The sequence below is a fragment of the Stenotrophomonas africana genome, from assembly GCF_013004645.1.
Lineage (GTDB): Bacteria > Pseudomonadota > Gammaproteobacteria > Xanthomonadales > Xanthomonadaceae > Stenotrophomonas > Stenotrophomonas africana.
Window position 1 is genome coordinate 808,547 of sequence record NZ_JABEME010000001.1, and the last position, 19,174, is coordinate 827,720.

At 66.2% G+C, this 19,174-nt stretch carries 12 protein-coding genes; 10 read left to right on the top strand and 2 right to left on the bottom strand.

Annotated features, from left to right (window positions below):
• Positions 1–33 precede the first annotated feature (33 nt).
• From phoB to lpxH, 9 genes are all read left to right on the top strand, one after another.
• Positions 34–723, top strand: coding sequence for a phosphate regulon transcriptional regulator PhoB (gene phoB, locus HLA98_RS04100; RefSeq protein WP_057499969.1), 690 nt, complete (start codon positions 34–36; stop codon positions 721–723).
• A 106-nt stretch (positions 724–829) separates the two neighbouring features.
• Positions 830–2,161, top strand: coding sequence for a phosphate regulon sensor histidine kinase PhoR (gene phoR, locus HLA98_RS04105; protein WP_049395717.1), 1,332 nt, complete (start codon positions 830–832; stop codon positions 2,159–2,161).
• A 4-nt stretch (positions 2,162–2,165) separates the two neighbouring features.
• A complete protein-coding gene (ppk1, locus tag HLA98_RS04110) occupies positions 2,166–4,253 on the top strand; it encodes a polyphosphate kinase 1 (protein ID WP_057499968.1) in 2,088 nt (695 codons plus the stop codon).
• 360 nt (positions 4,254–4,613) lie between these two features.
• Entirely contained in the window at positions 4,614–6,140 is a 1,527-nt protein-coding gene (gene ppx / locus HLA98_RS04115; protein ID WP_057499967.1) for an exopolyphosphatase, read from the top strand.
• A gap of 264 nt (positions 6,141–6,404) precedes the next feature.
• Positions 6,405–9,371 carry a TonB-dependent receptor domain-containing protein gene (locus HLA98_RS04120; RefSeq protein ID WP_057499966.1) on the top strand — a complete coding sequence of 989 codons (2,967 nt, stop codon included), beginning with the start codon at positions 6,405–6,407 and terminating at the stop codon, positions 9,369–9,371.
• Positions 9,372–9,707: 336 nt separating this feature from the next.
• Positions 9,708–12,632, top strand: a complete 2,925-nt coding sequence (locus HLA98_RS04125; RefSeq protein WP_057499965.1) for a TonB-dependent receptor domain-containing protein — start codon at positions 9,708–9,710, stop codon at positions 12,630–12,632.
• Between the two features lie 144 nt (positions 12,633–12,776).
• Complete coding sequence (locus HLA98_RS04130; RefSeq protein WP_057499964.1) at positions 12,777–13,922, top strand: glycosyltransferase family 4 protein; 1,146 nt, start codon at positions 12,777–12,779, stop codon at positions 13,920–13,922.
• A complete protein-coding gene (locus HLA98_RS04135; RefSeq protein WP_049447227.1) occupies positions 13,903–14,442 on the top strand; it encodes a phosphatase PAP2 family protein in 540 nt (179 codons plus the stop codon). The genes HLA98_RS04130 and HLA98_RS04135 overlap by 20 nt, the downstream gene beginning before the upstream one ends.
• Positions 14,443–14,509: 67 nt before the next feature.
• Entirely contained in the window at positions 14,510–15,256 is a 747-nt protein-coding gene (gene lpxH, locus HLA98_RS04140) for a UDP-2,3-diacylglucosamine diphosphatase (protein ID WP_057499963.1), read from the top strand.
• An 87-nt stretch (positions 15,257–15,343) separates the two neighbouring features.
• Here lpxH and HLA98_RS04145 read toward each other — a convergent pair whose 3' ends face one another.
• On the bottom strand, positions 15,344–16,597 hold the full coding sequence (locus HLA98_RS04145) for a zinc-dependent metalloprotease (protein ID WP_057499962.1): 1,254 nt from the start codon (positions 16,595–16,597) through the stop codon (positions 15,344–15,346).
• A gap of 226 nt (positions 16,598–16,823) precedes the next feature.
• Here HLA98_RS04145 and HLA98_RS04150 point away from each other — a divergent pair, with 226 nt between their 5' ends.
• Positions 16,824–18,281 (top strand): T6SS phospholipase effector Tle1-like catalytic domain-containing protein, encoded by a 1,458-nt coding sequence (locus tag HLA98_RS04150; protein ID WP_057499986.1) that lies wholly within the window; start codon positions 16,824–16,826, stop codon positions 18,279–18,281.
• Positions 18,282–18,349: 68 nt separating this feature from the next.
• Here HLA98_RS04150 and HLA98_RS04155 read toward each other — a convergent pair whose 3' ends face one another.
• Positions 18,350–19,174, bottom strand: coding sequence for a ferritin-like domain-containing protein (locus HLA98_RS04155; RefSeq protein WP_057499961.1), 825 nt, complete (start codon positions 19,172–19,174; stop codon positions 18,350–18,352).

A 19,174-nucleotide genomic window follows, 5' to 3' on the forward strand; every position in this document is an offset into this window, starting at 1 on the left:
ACCACTCCAGTAACCGAGCCCTACGGTGTCCTCGTGCAGAAACGCATCCTGATCGTCGATGACGAGCCCGCGATCCGTGAAATGGTCGCCTTCGCCCTTCGCAAGGGCGATTACGAACCGGTCCACGCCGGCGATGCCCGTGAGGCCCAGACCGCGATCGCCGACCGGGTTCCCGATCTGATCCTGCTGGACTGGATGCTGCCCGGCACCAGCGGCCTGGACCTGGCCCGCCGCTGGCGCAAGGAAACCCTGACCCGCGAAGTGCCGATCATCATGCTGACCGCCCGTGGCGAGGAAAACGACCGCGTCGGCGGCCTCGAGGCCGGTGTAGACGATTACGTGGTCAAGCCGTTCTCGGCGCGCGAACTGCTGGCCCGCATCCGTGCGGTGATGCGCCGCGCCCGCGAGGACGACGAGGACGGCAGCGTGGCGGTCGGCCCGGTCCGCATCGACGGCGCCGCGCATCGCGTGTTCGCCAACGACCAGCCGGTGCCGATCGGCCCGACCGAGTACCGCCTGCTGCACTTCTTCATGACCCACCCCGAGCGCGTCTACACCCGCGCCCAGCTGCTGGACCATGTGTGGGGCGGCAGCGTGTACGTGGAGGAGCGCACCATCGACGTGCACATCCGCCGCCTGCGCAAGACGCTGGAACCGTTCAACGCCGAGAACATGGTGCAGACCGTGCGCGGCGCCGGCTACCGCTTCTCCACCGCGACCTGAGTCTCGTCGTGCCGACGCCGCGCACCCGCGGGTGCCGGCGCCGGCAACTCTGCTATAACCCTCGGTTCACCCCAGTGAACCGCCGCACCTCAACGACGAGATCGCAATGCCCCGCCACATCCGCTCTGCCTGGTTGAAGACCCTGGCCACCGTTGCCGCGGTACTGCTGTTCGCCGGACTGGTGGGGTGGCTCTCGGGGCATCTGTGGCTGTGCATTGCACTGGGCGCGCTGGCCACCCTGGCCTGGCACTACTGGCGGCTGCGCAGCGTGCTGCGCCGGCTGACCGCGCGCCAGCGCTGGGACACTGCCGAGGAAGGCACCGGCGTCTGGAACGAGCTGGACCGCCTGCTGTACCGCAACCAGGTGGAAATGCGCGTGCGCAAGCGCCGCCTGCTGGACATGCTGCGCAGCTACCGCGCTGCCGCCGCCGCGCTGCCCGATGCCGTGGTGGTGCTGGACCGCAACAGCCAGCGCGTGCAGTGGTTCAACGAAGCGGCCACCGCCCTGCTTGGCCTGCATCATCCGGGCGACCTTGGCGAAGCCCTAGTCGAGCGCCTGCAGCCGATGCCGCTGGCGCACTGGCTGGCCGGTGGCCGCAATGCCGAGCCGATCCTTGATGTGCCTTCGCCGGTCGATCCGGCGATCCGCCTGAACCTGCGCCTGATTCCCTATTCGTCGGACTACTGGCTGCTGATCGCCCGCGACGTCAGCAAGCTGCTGCGCCTGGAACAGGTGCGCCGCGATTTCGTGGCCAACGTTTCACACGAGCTGCGTACGCCACTCACCGTGGTCCACGGCTACCTGGACATGATGGACCCGGAGGATTTCCCGGGCACCGGACCAATGCTGGAAGAAATGCGCAAGCAGAGCCAGCGCATGGCCCAGCTGGTGGAGGACCTGCTGACGCTGTCACGCCTCGAATCGCAGGAACACAGCGAAGAAGAGACCGTGGCCATGCAGCCGATGCTGGCCACCCTGCGCCGCGAAGCCGAAGCGCACAGCCAGGGCCGCCACCAGATCAGCATCGACGACCTGGCCGGCGTCGACCTGCAGGGATCGACCAAGGAGCTGCACAGCGCCTTCTCCAACCTGGTCACCAATGCGGTGCGCTACACGCCCGCCGGCGGCCGCATCGCGGTCGAGTTCCGCCGCGAAGGCGACGGCGCGGTGCTGGCGGTGCGCGATTCCGGCTACGGCATCCCGGCCACCCACCTGCCACGCCTGACCGAACGTTTCTACCGTGTCTCCAGCAGCCGCTCCCGCGAAAGCGGCGGTACCGGCCTGGGCCTGTCCATCGTCAAGCACATCCTCGGCCTGCACCACGCGCGGCTGGAGATTGAAAGCGAGGTCGGCAAGGGCTCGGTGTTCTCCTGCCATTTCGATGCCGACCACGTGCGCCCGCGCGAGTCCGCCCCCCTGACTTCCATCGAAGATTGACGCCATGAGCAGCCTCGGATCCCTCCCCCTCCCCGTGAGCCCGGACAACGATCCGTTGCGCGACCCGGCGCTCTACATCAACCGCGAACTGTCGCAGCTGGATTTCAACTTCCGCGTGCTGGCGCAGGCGATGGACCCGCAGGTGCCGCTGCTGGAGCGCCTGCGCTTCATGTGCATCTCCTGCACCAACCTCGACGAGTTCTTCGAGATCCGCGCCGCGGCCGTGCGCCACGCGCAGGAGTTCGGCCTGCCGCCGGCGCCGGACGGGATGAGCCCGCAGGCCATCCTCAATGCCATCCACGACCGCGCCGCCGAACTGGTGGACCAGCAGTACCGCTGCTGGAACGAGACGCTGCGCCCGGCGCTGATGGAGGCCGGCATCGGCGTGCTCGGTCGCCATTCCTGGACCGACCGCCAGAGGCGCTGGCTGCGTGCCTACTTCCGCAACGAGATCATGCCGGTGCTGTCGCCGCTGGGCCTGGACCCGGTGCACCCGTTCCCGAAGATCCTCAACAAATCGCTGAACATCGTGGTGGTGTTGAAGGGCACCGACGCGTTCGGCCGCGCCGGCCATCTGGCGATCGTGCGTGCACCGCGCTCGCTGCCGCGCATCATCCAGCTGCCGGAGAAGCTCGGCGGCCCGCAGAACTTCGTGTTCCTGTCCTCGGTGCTGTCGACCTTTGTCGATGAGCTGTTCCCGGGCATGGAAGTCCAGGGTGCCTACCAGTTCCGCGTCACCCGCAACTCCGAGCTGGTGGTGGACGAGGAGGAAGTGGAAAACCTGGCGCTGGCGCTGCGCGACGAACTGGTCGACCGCGGCTACCGGCCGGCGGTGCGCCTGGAAATCGCGCAGGACATGCCACGCGACATCGTGCGCACCCTGCTGCAGAACTTCGGCCTGACCGAAAACGCGGTGTACCGCATCGACGGCCCGGTCAACCTCAACCGCATCATCCAGCTGTACGACCTGATCGCGCAGCCGGACCTGAAATATCCGCCGATGACCCCGCGCACGCTGCGCGACAGCGACGGCATCTTCGAGACCGCGGCGCGCCAGGACCTGCTGCTGCACCACCCGTTCGATGCGTTCACCGCGGTGCTGGACCTGATCCGGCAGGCGGCGATCGACCCCAACGTGCTGGCGATCAAGCAGACCCTGTACCGCACCGGCAAGGATTCGCTGATCGTCGATGCGCTGATCCAGGCCGCGCGCAACGGCAAGGACGTGACCGTGGTAGTCGAGCTGCGCGCCCGCTTCGACGAAGAAGCCAACCTCGGCCTGGCCGATCGCCTGCAGGAAGCCGGCGTACAGGTGGTGTACGGCGTGGTCGGCTACAAGACCCACGCCAAGATGCTGCTGATCGTGCGACGCGAGGGCCGCAAGCTGCGCCGCTATGTACACCTGGGCACCGGCAACTACCACAGCGGCACCGCCCGCGCGTACACCGACATCAGCCTGATCACCGCCGATGCGGACATCGGCAACGACGTGCACCTGCTGTTCCAGCAGCTGTCCGGGCTGGCCTCGAAGATGAAGCTCAAGCGCCTGCTGCAGTCGCCCTTCACCCTGCACACCGGCATCCTCGGCCGCATCGAGCGCGAAACGCGCATCGCCGCCGCCGGCCGCCCCGCGCGGATCATCGCCAAGATGAACGCGTTGAACGAACCGCAGGTGGTGCGCGCGCTGTACGCCGCCTCGCAGGCCGGCGTGCAGATCGACCTGATCATCCGCGGCGCCTGCACCCTGCGCCCGGGTGTGCCGGGCATCTCGGACAACATCCGCGTGCGCTCGATCGTCGGCCGCTTCCTGGAGCACAGCCGCGTCTACTGGTTCGGCAACGACGGCGCACCGGAGATGTACTGCGCCAGCGCCGACTGGCTGGAGCGCAACCTGCTGCGCCGGGTCGAGACCTGCTTCCCGATCCTCGACCCGGAGCTGGCCAAGCGGGTTTACCGCGAAGTCCTGCAGAACTACCTGGACGACAACCTCAACGCCTGGGAACTGGATGCCGACGGCATTTACCACAAGCGTGCCCCGGCGCACGACGAAGCCCCGCATTCTGCGCAGATGGCATTGATGCAGGGACTCTGACCCGGTAGGTGCCGACCTTGGTCGGCACGTTTAGATTCATGCACTGTGTCGACCAAGGTCGACACCCACCAACAGCAGCGCAGAACGCCGTCCGGCAGATCGCAGAGAACTGTCGAAGGCGGGGTGGGTCCGGTGGCAGGGGTGTGAGCCGCATGGATGCGGCGACCAAGCCCCCATGGACGGGTTCACGGCGCTCCCTGCCATCGGACCCACCCCGCCATCCCACGGATAGCCTGCTGTTGCTGTTGCTGTTGCCATTGATTCGGCAGGTGCAGGGCGCAGCCCTGCCGCACTCCCCTCTTCCAAAATGTGAAGGCCGCGCGGTGACGAGCACACCGCCCCTTCGGCTAACATTCGTCCATGCCGCATACCACCACGACTCCGCCCGCATTGCAGGATGGCGACCTGCTGGCCGCCATCGACCTTGGCTCCAATAGTTTCCACATGGTCATCGCGCGCTACACGCTCGGCCAGCTGCGGGTGATCGACCGCCTGCGCGAGACCGTGCGCATGGCCGATGGCCTGGATGGCAAAGGTGGGCTCTCCTCCGCCGCGCGACAGCGCGCGCTGGAATGCCTGGCCCGCTTCGGCCAGCGCATCCGCAACGTGCCGCCGCACCGGGTGCGCGCACTGGCCACCAACACCGTGCGCCAGCTGCGCTCGCCGCAGTCGTTCCTGGTTCCAGCCGAAACCGCACTGGGGCATGCCATCGAAGTGGTCAGCGGTCGCGAGGAAGCGCGCCTGATCTACCTGGGCGTGGCCCACGCGCAACCGCCCAAGCCCGGCCAGCGCCGGCTGGTCATCGACATCGGCGGCGGTTCCACCGAATTCATCATCGGCATGGGCATGCAGACCCTGGAGCGCGAAAGCCTTCAGGCCGGCTGCATCGCCAGCACCCGACGCTTCTTCCCCGGCGGCAAGCTGAGCAAGAAGCGCTGGAAGGATGCGCTGGCCGAGATCGGCCGCGAGTTCCAGCCCTTCGCCAGCAAGTACCGCGCGCTGGGCTGGCAGGAAGCCCTGGGCTCATCGGGCACGCACAAGGCGATCAGCGAGATCTGCGCGACGATGAAGCTGAGCAAGGGCGCGATCACCGCCGAGGCGCTGCCGCAACTGCGCGACGAACTGCTGAAGGCAAAGAAGATCGACGACATCCAGCTGCCGGGCCTGTCCAGCGACCGTCGTCCGATCATCGCCGGCGGCATCCTGGTGCTGGAAGCCGCCTTCCAGGCCCTGGGCCTGCAGAAGCTGCTGGTCAGCAAGGCAGCGATGCGCGAAGGCATCCTGTACGACATCGTCGGCCGCGCTGGCGAGAACGACCTGCGCGATGAATCGGTGGCGGCGCTCAGCCAGCGCTACGGCATCGATACCGTGCAGGCCGATCGCGTCCAGGACACCGCCCTGTCACTGCTGGAGCAGGTGCAGGAGCGCTGGAAACTCGATGCCGACGACGCGCGCATGCTCGGCTGGGCCGCGCGCCTGCACGAACTGGGCCTGATGATTGCCCACAGCGGCTACCACGTGCATGGCAGCTATGTGCTGGAGCACTCGGATATCGCCGGCTTCTCGCGGCAGGAACAGCAGATGCTGGCCGCCCTGGTGCGCAGCCACCGTCGCAGCGTGACCAAGACCGCCTTCGACGCCCTGCCCGAGCGCCTGCTGCTGACCGCACGCCGGTTGGCCGCCCTGCTGCGGCTGGCGGTGCTGCTCAATCGCGCCCATGAGGACGCCCCGCTGCCGGCGCTGGAACTGACCGCCGACGACAACCGTCTGTCGCTGATTGTGCCGCAGGCCTTCATCGATGCCCGCCCTCTGCTGCGCGCGGACCTGATCGGCGAGACCGACGGAATTGCAGGGTTGGGCATCCAGTTCCGGCCGTTCGTGGCCTGATCCGGACCGGGACGACGCCCGGCCCGCGCGCAATCCGCGCTGCACCGCAGCATCAACCCGTCGTCGTTATAGACCCAGGTTATCTGCAAGCCCGCGATTTCCTTCACATTTTCACCACCTCAACGATACGTGGTGAATTATTTCGACATAGTCTATTTACAAACTCTTAACTACCGAGACTAGTATTGGGTCGCCGGCGCATTTCCGCTGGGCAATTGGGTGCTTTTTTGGGCATCTCCCTACGTCTTTGAGAGAGAGAACGTAATGACTTCACGTACCGTGTTGGGCAAGGCCATTGCCCACGCCCTGGTGACGACCACCGCCCTGGCCGCGCTGCCGGCCTTCGCCCAGGACAGCGGCAGCGCATCGCCGACCAATCTGGATCGCATCGAAATCACCGGTTCGCGCATCCGCCAGGTCGATGTGGAGACCTCCCAGCCGGTGCTGGCAATGACCCGCGTCGACATCGAGCGCCAGGGCTTCAGCTCGGTGGCCGACATCCTGCAGAACGTCACCGCCATGGGCAGCCCGGCGATCAGCCGCGCCAACGCACTGAGCTCGGGCGAAAACACCGGCGGCACCTACATCGACATGCGCAACTTGGGTGCGCAGCGCACCCTGGTGCTGGTCAACGGCAAGCGCCTGGGCATCAGCACCTCGGGCCTGCAGGACGTGTCCTCGCTGCCGGTGTCGGCGGTGGAGCGCATCGAAGTGCTGAAGGACGGCGCGTCGGCCATCTACGGCTCCGACGCGATGGCGGGCGTGATCAACATCATCACCCGTTCCAACGTCAACGGCGTGACCGCCAACGTCTACCACGGCCAGTACAGCGAAGGCGACGGCGCCCGTGACCGCTTCGACGTGGTCGGCGGCTGGAGCAATGACCGCGTTTCGCTGACCCTGGCACTGGAACATTCCGAAGAAAAGAGCGTCTGGGCCAAGGACCGCTGGTTCAGCAAGTACGGCGTGAGCGACCGCCACCCGGACGATGCCTCCAACTGGACCACGCTGAGCCAGTGGGGCCAGGTGACCGGCCTGAAGGGTGGCCCCGGCTGCACCAACACCAGCCAGGGTTGCGGCTACTCGCTCAACCGCGGCGCCGACCCGACCAACCCGGCCAACTACCACCTGACCGACGCGACTCCGTTCACCGGCGACGTCAGCAACGCCAACGAACAGATGCACGTCATGTATCCGCTCAAGCGTGATTCGGTGTACTTCGACGGTCGCTTCAAGATCACCGACCAGGTCAACCTGCGCACCGAATTCGGCTACAACAAGCGTTCGGCAGAGCGCCAGATTGCAGGCTACCCGCTGCAGTCCAGCTCGGTGTCGATCTCGGGTGACCCGACCGCCACCGGCCTGATGTCCAAGGACAGCTACTTCAATCCGTTCGGCAACCAGCACGGCTATGCCAAGCCAACCGACGTGGCCTGGAACCGCCGCACCTGGGAAATCCCGCGCGTGAGCACCAGCGAACTGAAGACCTACCGCGCGGTAGTGTCGCTGGATGGCACGTTCGAGATCGGTCAGCGCTACTTCGATTGGGACGTGGGCTACCAGTACAACCGCAACGAGCTGACCGCCACCGCTACCGGAAACCTGCACAAGAAGCGCGTGCGTGACGCCGTGGGTCCGTCGTTCCTGGATCCGGCCACCGGCAAAGTGGTGTGCGGCCGTCCGGGTGCGGTGATCGACGGCTGCATGCCGTGGAATCCGCTGGTGCCTTACGGCAAGACCGATCCCAACGGACTGACCGGCAATGAAGCGCTGATGGCCTGGCTGTTCCCGGCGGAGCACACCACCGGCCGCACCACCACCAAGAACGCGTTCGCCAACCTGTCCGGCAGCATCATGACCCTGCCAGCCGGCGACCTGGGCTTCGCTTTCGGCGTGGAAAGCCGCAAGGAAGACGGCCGCTACACGCCCGATGCCCTGGCCCAGACCGGCGCCACCACCAACCTGGCCGCGGGCCCGACCGGTGGCAGCTACAACGTGAAGGAAGCCTATCTGGAGCTCAACGTGCCGGTGCTGGCCGACCTGCCCGGCGCGCGCGAGCTGAGCTTCAATGCCGCCACCCGCTATTCCAAGTACAACACCTTCGGCAACACGCTCAACAGCAAGTTCGGCTTCAAGTGGAAGCCGATCGACCAGTTGCTGGTCCGTGGTACCTGGGCGGAAGGCTTCCGCGCACCGACCATCAACGATCTGTACGGTGGCGGTTCGGAAACCTTCGCGCAGTTCAGCGATCCGTGCGACACCGTGTTCGGCTCGGCCAAGGGCAGTGCCGAAGTCCGCTCGCGCTGCGCGCGTGACATCGCCGATGCCGCCAACTTCCGCCAGCTGAAGCAGGGCAACACGCCGGTAACGACGGCGCAGGATGCGACCCCGACGCCGTTCGTGTCCGGCTCGAACCCGCTGCTGGTTCCGGAAACCTCGACCAGCAAGACGCTGGGCCTGGTGTGGAGCCCGACCTTCATCAGCAACTTCAACGTGGCGCTGGACTGGTGGAAGATCCGCATCGACAACACCATCGTCGGTGACAGCCCGAACCAGATCCTGAAGGATTGCTATGAGCAGGGCATCGAATCGCGCTGCAGCCGCTTCAGCCGTGATCCGTCCAACGGCATCGTCACCGGCCTGAAGTTCGGCAACCGCAACGCCGGCTTCGCCGAGACCGAAGGTTACGACCTGGATGTCAGCTACCGCGTCGACACCAGCTACGGCAAGCTGAGCGCGGGCTGGACCAGCACCTATGTGAGCAAGAACGTCTACCGCTCCACCAATGATGTCCGTGATGCGATCACGCCGATCAACGGCGTTGCCAACACCATCGGCACCGCCACCAGCCTTGCGTTCCGCGTGCGCTCGAACCTGGTGCTGGGCTGGGACGTGGGTGACTTCGGCGTCAGCTGGACGGCACGCTACTACTCCGGTGTGAAGGAGCGCTGCCTCAACGCCTCGCGGTATGCGGACGAGTGCTCCGATCCGACCTTCCTGGCGCCGTGGCTGAAGTCGCCGACCGCTTACAACGAGCGCGGTGCGGTGACCTTCCACGACGTGCAGTTCCGCTACAACCTGCCGTGGGATGCCACCGTTTCGGTGGGCGCGAACAATGTGTTCGGCAAGGAAGCTCCGGTGATGTACAGCAAGCCGAACTCGTCGTTCTCCTACTACGGTGGCTACGACATCGGTCGTTTCATGTACATGAAGTACCAGCAGCGCTTCTGATCCATCCGCACTGCGGAATCTCGACGACCACGGCCCTTCGGGGCCGTGGTTTTTTTCTGCCCCGCGCAGACTGTCGCTTTCCACATTGACCTTGAGGCGTTCAATCAGGGGCACGGTCCTCTGCGCTGCTTTTGCTGCACTGCCACTGCTTGGAGCAATCGATTGATTTACTTCTGCTTTGTGCAGAAGCGTCACGACTGTCTGTGGTGCTTTCGTCGTTTCCCCATACGTCTCCGCACCGGTCTTCACTAGGTTCGAACGTCCACCATCGCGGTGGGATTGACGCAGCCCCGCCTGGCTGTGTTCCGAAGACTTCGAAGACCGAGAGAGAGACCCATGACCATCCGTATTCCCGAACTGGGGTTGGCGATCCGTCGTGCACTGACGATAACGGCAACCGCAGCACTGGCCACACCGGCACTCGCCCAGCAGGCACCGGAAGCCACCACGCTGGACCGCATCGAGATCACCGGCTCGCGCATCCGCCAGGTCGATCTGGAAACCGCACAGCCGGTGCTGACCATCAGCCGCGCCGACATCGAGCGGCAGGGCTTCAACTCCGTTGCCGACATCCTGCAGAACCTGACCGCAACCGGCAGCCCGGCCTTGAGCCGTGCCAGCCCGCTCAGTGCGGGCGAAGCCGCGGGCGGCAGCTATGTGAACATGCGCGGCCTCGGTGCACAGCGCACCCTGGTGCTGGTCAACGGCAAGCGCCTGGGCATGACCACCAGCGGGTACCAGGACATTTCCAGCATTCCCGCAGCCGCCGTCGAGCGCATGGAAGTGCTTAAGGACGGCGCCTCGGCCATCTACGGCGCCGACGCGATGGCTGGCGTGGTCAACATCATCACCCGCCGCAACGTTGAAGGTGTCACCGCCAGCGTCTACCACGGCCAGTACAGCAAAGGCGATGGCGCCCGTACCCAGTACGACGTGGTTGCCGGCTGGTCGAATGACCGCGCCTCGATCAGCGTCGCGGCCGAGCACGTCGAAGAAAAGGGTGTGTGGGCGAAGGACCGCGGCTTCAGCGCCTACACCTATACCGACCGCCATCCGGACGATGGCTGGACCACGGTCGGCCAGTGGGGGCGCATCGTCGGCTTCAAGGGCCCGGGCTGCAGCAGCGCCCGTGGCTGCAGCTATTCGCTCGATCGCGGCAGCCAGCCGGGCGGGCCGGACAGTTTCCACCTCAGTGACAACACGCCGTTCACCGGTGATGTCAGCAACAGCAACGAGCAGATGCACCTGCAGACGCCGATCAAGCGTGACTCGATCTTCGTCGACGCGCGCGTGGATCTGAACGACCAGGTCCGCTTCAATACCCAGCTGTCCTACAACCGGCGCACCACTACGCGCCAGGTCGCCGGCTATCCGTTCCAGTCCGGCGCAGCCGGCATCACGCCGATGTCCGCCGACAGCTGGTTCAACCCGTTCGGCAGCCACCACGGCTATGGCAACCCCGGCGATGTGCACTGGAACCGCCGCACCTGGGAGGTTCCGCGGGTCAGCACCAGCGAACTGACCACTTGGCAGGGCGTTGCTGCCTTTGAAGGCAGCTTCGAACTCGGCGGCCGGGATTTCGACTGGGAAACCGGCTACCAGTACAACCGCAGCGAGCTGACCCAGCGTGCCACCGGCAACCTGCACAAGCAGCGCGTGGCCGATGCCACTGGCCCCTCGTTCTTCAACCCGGAAACCGGCAAGGTTGAATGCGGCACCCCGGGAGCACCGATTGCCGGCTGCAAGCCGTGGAATCCGCTGGTGCCGTATGGCCAGGATGATCCCTATGGCCTGACCGGCAACAAGGAACTGCAGGACTGGTTGTTCCCCGAAGAACTCACTCGTGGCCGCACCACCACCCGCAGCCTGTTCGCCAGTCTCAGTGGAAGCCTCGCCACACTGCCCGCGGGGGAACTGGGCTTTGCCGTGGGCGCCGAGAGCCGCCGCGAGGACGGTCGCTTCATTCCCGACGCGCTGGCGCAGACCGGGGCCACCACCAACCTCGCCGCAGGCCCCACCGGCGGTGGCTACCGCGTCGACGAGGCCTATCTGGAGCTGAGCGTGCCGGTGCTGCGCGACCTTGCCGGTGCGCGTGAGCTGACGCTCAATGCAGCGACGCGCTTCTCGGACTACTCCACCTTCGGCGGAACCCTCAACAGCAAGTTCGGCTTCAGCTGGAAGCCGATCGATCAGCTGCTGGTCCGTGGTACCTGGGCGCAGGGCTTCCGTGCACCGACCATCTCCAACCTCTACGGCGGCGGCTCGGAAACCTTCACCACCGGCTTCCGCGATCCCTGCGACAGCGTGTACGGCGCGGCCGCCAGCAGCCCGGAGGTGCGTGCCCGCTGCGCTGCCGACATCACCAACGCGGAAAGTTACCGCCAGCTCGGCCAGGGCAACGAACCGATCACCGGCAGCAGCGGGCAGACGCCGGTGCCCTTCACCAACGGCTCCAATCCCGACCTGAAGCCGGAAACCTCGACCAGCCGCACCCTGGGCCTGGTCTGGAGCCCGACGTTCGCTGAAGGGCTGCACATTGCGCTGGACTGGTGGAAGATCCGCATCGAGAACACCATCGTCTCCGACCATCCCAACGCCATCCTCCGCGACTGCTACGAACTGGGCATTGCCGAGCGCTGCAGCAGCTTCACCCGTGACCCGGAGCTGGGCATCGTCAACAAGCTCAGGTACGGCAGTCGCAACAGTGGCTTCCGCCAGGCCGAAGGCTATGACCTGGAGGTCGGCCACAAGGTCGAAACGCCTTGGGGCACGCTGAGCGCAGACTGGAAAACCACCTATGTGGTTGCCGCGGTGGAGCGCACCACCAACGAGGCGGATGTGCCGCCGGTTCCCAGCAATGGCATCGCCACCGACGATGGCATCGGCTTCCGCGTGCGCTCCAACGCATCGCTGGGCTGGGAACATGGCAACCTCGGTCTGACCTGGGGCCTGCGTTACTTCTCTGCGGTCAAGGAGCGCTGCCTGGGCGTTGATGAGTATCCGAACGAGTGTTCGCACCCCGACCAGCGCGCACCGTGGTTCAGCGGCACGCGTGATTACAACCGTCGCGGATCGGTCACCTTCCACGACGTGCAGGCGCGTTACAGCCTGCCGTGGGATGCGACCGTCTCGATCGGCGCCAACAACGTGTTCGGTCGCCAGGGACCGGTCATGTACAGCCAGCCGAGCTCCAACTTCTCCTACTACGGCGGCTTCGACATCGGCCGTTTCATCTACATGAAATACCAGCAGCGCTTCTGATCCACCGCCCTGCCAGCATTGCCCATCACGGCCCTCCGGGGCCGTGGTGGCGCATGGCCCGGGGGCGCGTCATCCGGCGGTCGCAAAGCGGTCATATCGGCTACATCGCCAGCACCGAGCATGCCGGAAACCCGGAGGCCCGCCATGCGCTATGCCATCGTCACCGAGACCTACCCGCCGGAAGTGAACGGCGTTGCCCTGACCGTGCAGGGGCTGGAACAGGGACTGCGCAACTCCGGCCACGAGATCGACCTGATCCGCCCGCGACAGGCCAGTGAAGCGCTGGACTCTGCAGCGGGTACCCTGTTGGTTCCCGGCGCCGCCCTGCCGCGTTACCCCGGCCTGCGCTTCGGGCTGCCGGCCCCGATCCGGCTCGGCCGCCATTGGCAGCAGCAACGCCCGGATGCCGTCTATGTCGCCACCGAAGGCCCGCTGGGCTGGTCGGCCGTGCGCACTGCACGGCGCCTCGGCATTCCGGTGGCCAGTGGCTTCCACACCCGCTTCGACGAATACCTGCCCGACTACGGTGTGGCCTGGCTGCAGGCGGCCGCGATGCGCTGGATGCGTCGCTTCCACAACCAGGCCGATGCAACCCTGGTGCCCACCCGCGAACTGCAGCAGTTCCTCGGTGAACAGGGTTTCGAACGCGTACGCCTGCTGGCACGTGCGGTCGACAGCCAGCAGTTCGATCCGGGTCGGCGCGACCCAGCGCTGCGCGAGGAATGGGGTGTGGACGGCAACGGCCTGGTGGCGATCTATGTCGGCCGCATCGCCGCGGAGAAGAACCTTGGCCTGGCGGTGAAAGCATTCCGCCGCCTGCAGCAGATCCGTCCCAAGGCCCGCTTCGTGTGGGTGGGTGATGGCCCTGCGCGCGAAAAACTGGCGCATGAAAACCCCGACTTCATCTTCTGCGGTATCCAGCGGGGTGACGCGCTTGCCCGGCATTTCGCCAGCGGCGACCTGTTCCTGTTCCCCAGCCGCAGCGAGACCTTCGGCAACGTGACTCTCGAAAGCATGGCCAGTGGCGTGGCAACCGTGGCCTTCGACTATGGCGCTGCCCGCGAGTACCTGCGCAATGGCGAAAATGGCGCGGCAGTGGACAACGATGAGCAGTTCATCGAAGCGGCCGTGCAGCTGGCCGCGGATGACGCGCAGCGCCAGACGCTGGGCAGCAATGCCGCACGCGCGATGAAGCGCCTGCATCCGCAGCAGGTGGTGGCGGAATTCGATGCCCTGCTGGCCGAACTGGCGCAGTCGCGGAGGAGCGGCCATGCGCACCACGCCGCTTGAACTGCTGGCCGACCGCGAAGCACGCCTGTGCCGGCGGGCCAACCACTACTGTCGCCGCCGCCGCGTACGTCGCCTGTTCGCTGTCATCAGCCGGCTCGGTGATGGCGTGTTCTGGTATGTGCTGATGGGCGCGCTGGTGCTGCTCGATGGCTTCGACGGCCTGCGCGCGTCGGTGCACATGGCCGCCACCGGCCTGGCCGCGTTGCTGCTGTACAAGGGCCTCAAGCGCTGGACCCGGCGCCCGCGCCCGTATGCGGCCGACCTGCGCATCCGCGCGTGGGTGGCACCGCTGGACGAGTTCAGCTTCCCATCCGGGCACACTCTGCACGCGGTGTCGTTCACCATCGTGGCACTGGCCTACTACCCGTGGCTGGCTCCGCTGCTGGTGCCGTTCACCGCCGGCGTCGCACTGTCGCGCGTGGTGCTGGGCCTGCATTATCCCAGCGACGTATTGGCCGCGACGGGCATCGCGGTGCTGCTGGCGTCGGCCAGCCTGGCCTGGTTGCCGCTGCCGGTGTGACCCCCGGGGTCAGATCCCTCCGGTAGCGCCGGGCCATGCCCGGCGGTGGATGCCCTAGAATGCCCGTATGACGACGTTGTTCATTTCCGACCTGCATCTGGACCCCAGCCGTCCGGAGATCACCGACCTGTTCCTGCGCTTCCTGCGCGAACAGGCGCCCGGCGCCGATGCGCTGTACATCCTCGGCGACCTGTTCGAAGCCTGGATCGGCGACGACACGCCCTCGCCTGCCGCCGATGCGGTGGCCGACGCACTGAAGGTACTATCCGACAGCGGCGTGCCGGTGTACTTCATCCGCGGCAACCGCGACTTCCTGCTCGGTGAAGACTATGCGCGCCGTGCCGGCCTGCGCATCCTGCCCGACCCATGCGTGATCGAGCTGTACGGTCGCCCGGTGCTGCTGCAGCACGGTGACCTGCTGTGCACGGACGACATCCCCTACCAGCAGTTTCGTGCACAGACGCGCGACCCGGTGTTTCAGGCGCAGTTCCTGTCGCAGCCGCTGGCCGCGCGCATCGCCTTCGCGCAGAAGGCACGCGACGCCAGCCAGGCTCGCCAGTCGGAAATGAAGCAGGGCGATCGTGCGCAGTTCGAGACCGTGACCGATGTGGCCCCGGCCGAAGTCGATGCCACCTTCGTGCGCCATGGCGTGGACACCATGATCCACGGCCACACCCATCGCCCGGCGGTGCACACGCTGCAGGCCGGTGGCCGCACCTGCAACCGCATCGTGCTGGGCGACTGGTACGAGCAGGGATCGGTGCTGCGCGTGGATGCCGGCGGCTGGTCGCTGGATACGCTCGCGCGCCAATGATGGATCGCAGGGTGCCGACCAAGGTTGGCGTCTACCCGGGCAGGTGCACACACCCGGGTAGACGCCGCCGCTGGTCGGCACTTGGCCTCAGCGGAAGGCCGCGATGGTGGCCTTGGTATTGACCAGCACGCGCTGGTTGTCGGCGGTACTGGCATTGCCCATCGGGATGCCGTTGTAGCTGATGTTCGGGTTGGACCAGTAGTTCAGGCGCGGGCAGCTACGGGTGCAGTTGTAGGCCATGATCGTGCGCCAACCGGTGCCGGTGGCTGGCTCGTAGCGATAGCCGTGGCCATAGGCGTAGGGCGAGGTGCTCGAGTCGGTGGCGATGTCATGCCGCGCGCTCTGCAGATGGCCGATCTCGTGCGCGAATGAGTAGTAGCCGGTTGCGCAATCCCAGTACACCGCAGCGAACGCCGTCGACGCCGTCGAGCCGATCCCCGACGCCAGGCCGCAGTACGCCGTGTTGTTGATCAGCAGCACGCCCACGTCTGCCGTGTAGGTGTTTCGACTGGTGTGGATGCTGTCCATGTAGCCGTCGCTGGTGCCACGGAAGCGCGCGAGATCAGTATCGAAGCTGCCCGATTCGGTGTAGTTGGTGGTCTCGTAGCGGGCCAGTTCCATGGTGATGCCGACGTTGCTGTTGACATAACCCTGGTTGGATTCGGCCACCGCCAGCTGCACCAGCGACTGCATGTTGCCGCCATAAGCCGTTACCGCTGCATTGGTCGCCACCACCAGCACGCGGATGGTAGCCGGGCTACCGGACGAGGCCTGCGCGATGCCGATGCGATCGTTGTTGCCCATCGGGATTTTCGGCAGCTGGTTGTAGTCGGCCGGATGATCGGCCGGCATCCGCGATTCATCCACTTCCACCAGTACATGGCGGTTGCCCAGCGGGCGCAGGCGATACAGCTTGCCGTCCTTGCGGATCGAACCGGTGATGGTGTTGCCCGAGCGCACCAGGATCAGCGAATTGCCCGGATCGTCCTGGCCATTGGACGTGGCGGCGGTCAGCTTGTCCGAGGGTGAGCGGAACTGGCCGTACCAGATGCTGCCGCCATCAGGCAGTGCTTCAACCTTGCTGCGCACCGCCTGCACGCGCTGGCCAAGCAGTTCGAACTCCAGCTGCGGCTGCGCGGTGGCAGCAGCATCGACACGCACTTCCTGTACCGTCGCCGTGGACGGGGTGGCCAGCAGCTTGCCCAGCGCGGGCTCACTGTTGGCCGATGCCCGGCTGATGACCGTCACCGGCTCGAACAACGGTGCCGCGTGCGCGGCCGCCGCCACCGACAAACCCAACACCAGGCCACCTGCCGCTTTGCCAATCGATCTGGACAACATTGCGTCGCTCCTTGAATGATGTGAACAGCGTTGATGCAGCACGCCCGGGGTTTGCCGGGTTTGGCCATATGGCCTGCGCGGGTCCTGTGAATTCAATAGAGGATGGGAATGAAAATCAGGAACTGTGATCGACCGCATCTGCGTTAAGTAAGGTCAAAAGCGTCACTACACTTCGCCAATACACCGCTTTCGCGCTACCGTGACACAGCCACGACGGGACATGCACATGGCACCATCGCAGGACATGGACGAAGATGTCGGCTTGCTGCGGATCGGCCTGTTCTTCGATGGCACCCGCAACAACGCACACAACCTGGCGCGTGGTCGACCCCAGCTGCCGCAACCACGCCCAGCGCAGCTGCGCGCGGATGACGATTCGACCTACCAGAGCCGGCTGACCAGCAGCTACGACAACGGCCTGACCAACATCGCCCGCCTGCAGCAGCTGTATCCGGACAGCCGCCGCGATGCGATGGCCACGCCTTCGCTGTCGATCTACGTGGAAGGCGTGGGTACCCGCGATGACGCCGACGACGATCTGATCGGGCTGGCCTTCGGTATCGGTGCCAGCGGCGTGCGGGCGAAAGTGCAGCGCGCGCTGCAGCTGCTGTTGCCGGCCGCGCTGGCGGAACTGTCCACGCGCTGGCGGCAGCCGCTGCGTGGCGTGCAGCTGGATTTGTTCGGGTTTTCGCGAGGCGCTGCCGCGGCACGTGACATCGCCAACCAGCTGCAGGACTGGGACAGCGCGCACTGGCGCCAGCTGCTGCAGGCCTCAGGCCTTGGCTGTGCAACCGACTTCGCACCTGCCACGCCGGTGCTTCGCTTCATGGGTCTGTTCGACACCGTGGTCGCGGTCAATGGCGGCCGCGCTGATGAACAGCCACAACTGGCTCTGCGCAGTGGCATCGCCGCCCGCGTAGTGCAGCTCACCGCGCGCGATGAACATCGCCAGCACTATCCGCTGACGAGCGTGGCGCCGCCATTCACCGAGATCGCCCTGCCCGGTGTGCACGCCAACATCGGGGGCGGCTACAACCAGTTGGAAGAAGGCCCCAAGCTGCTCAGCCGCCCACGCCGCCAGCAGCTGCGCCGCCCCGCCCTTGCCGACTACCAGATCCCGCCGCTGGCGATGCTGAAGGCCACCACGGCCTACGCCGAAACGCAGGCCGATGCCGAACGCTGGCGCCAGCAGTTGGGCGTCGACCAAAAGGAAGTCTGGGTGGATGTCTGGCACCAATGGCAACAGCAACGTCGCGCCGGCAGCCGCAGCGTGCTGTTGTCACCGGTGCTGTATGTGACCGCCGCGGTGGTGCTGCGTCGGCGCATCGACTGGCGTTACCAGCTGATCGCACTGCGGGTGATGCAGCAGCAGGCCATCGATGCCGGCGTGCAATGGACTGCCAACGCAACCGAAGTGCCCGGCTGGGAGCTGCCATCCACCCTGCAGCCGATCGCCCGGCGCCTGGTGGCCGGACAGCCGCTGACGCAGACACAGGAGGCGCTGCTGCGGCGGCGCTACCTGATGCAGTCGGCGCACTGGAACTTCGATGCACTGGGCGATACTGCACTGACCTACGCCGCCGATGCCGGTGTCAGCGAACTGCCGTACCGACCGGGGCCCGGACTGTTCTACATCAACCGGCCGACGGTGGATGGCAAGCGCGTGGTGTTGCCGAACGCCTGAAAAAAGGGGACGGAGGGGATTAAGTCGTTTGTGGCACAAACGACTTAATCCCCTCCGTCCCCTTTTCTTCAACCGGCCTGTTCAACCAGGTTGGCGAGCTCATCCGCATCAAAGCCGGCCAGCAGGCGCGCTTCGATGTTGAACGGTCCATGCAGGTAGCCGCCGGCGTACTCCACCAGCAGTTCCTTGAACCGCGCGCGCGGCTCGACGCCGGCGCGATCGCAGTACCAGCGGTACCAGCGCGAGCCGGCGGCAACGTGCGCCACTTCTTCGCGCAGGATCACTTCCAGCACGTCGGCGGTCTCGCCATCGCCGACATTGCGCAGCTTCTCGATCATGCCCGGCGTCACGTCCAGGCCGCGCGCTTCAAGCACGCGCGGCACCAGCGCCATGCGCGCCAGGCCGTCATGCGCCGTCTTTTCGCACATCTCCCACAGGCCGTTGTGCGCGGGGAAGTCGGCGTAGTCGTGGCCATGCGCCTGCAGGCGCTCCCGCAGCAGCATGAAGTGCCGCGATTCGTCGTCCGCACAGCTGACCCAGTCGGCATGGAACGCCGACGGCAGGCCACGGAAGCGGTACACCGCATCCCAGGCCAGGTCGATCGCATTGAGCTCGATATGGGCGATGGCGTGGATGAAGGCAGCACGGCCTTCCACGCCGCCCAGTCCGCGCCGCGGCACTTCACGCGGATGCACCAGCACCAGCTGCGCCGGCCGGCCGGGCATGCGGATCGGCTCTGGCGGCGGTGCATCGGCCGCCACCTTCAGGCGGCCGGCACGGAACGCGGCGGCATAGGCCTGGGTCAGCACCACCTTGCGCAGCGGGTCGGCTTCGGCCAGGCACTGCTGCGCAGCGCGCAGCAGGTCGCCACCAACGTCGGGCACGTCAACCAC

Coding starts and splice junctions, on each gene's coding strand:
- phoR (WP_049395717.1), top strand. CDS start 830: ATGCCCCGCCACATCCGCTCTGCCTGGTTGAAGACCCTGGCCACCGTT.
- ppk1 (WP_057499968.1), top strand. CDS start 2,166: ATGAGCAGCCTCGGATCCCTCCCCCTCCCCGTGAGCCCGGACAACGAT.
- ppx (WP_057499967.1), top strand. CDS start 4,614: ATGCCGCATACCACCACGACTCCGCCCGCATTGCAGGATGGCGACCTG.
- HLA98_RS04120 (WP_057499966.1), top strand. CDS start 6,405: ATGACTTCACGTACCGTGTTGGGCAAGGCCATTGCCCACGCCCTGGTG.
- HLA98_RS04125 (WP_057499965.1), top strand. CDS start 9,708: ATGACCATCCGTATTCCCGAACTGGGGTTGGCGATCCGTCGTGCACTG.
- HLA98_RS04130 (WP_057499964.1), top strand. CDS start 12,777: ATGCGCTATGCCATCGTCACCGAGACCTACCCGCCGGAAGTGAACGGC.
- HLA98_RS04135 (WP_049447227.1), top strand. CDS start 13,903: ATGCGCACCACGCCGCTTGAACTGCTGGCCGACCGCGAAGCACGCCTG.
- lpxH (WP_057499963.1), top strand. CDS start 14,510: ATGACGACGTTGTTCATTTCCGACCTGCATCTGGACCCCAGCCGTCCG.
- HLA98_RS04145 (WP_057499962.1), bottom strand. CDS start 16,597: ATGTTGTCCAGATCGATTGGCAAAGCGGCAGGTGGCCTGGTGTTGGGT.
- HLA98_RS04150 (WP_057499986.1), top strand. CDS start 16,824: ATGGCACCATCGCAGGACATGGACGAAGATGTCGGCTTGCTGCGGATC.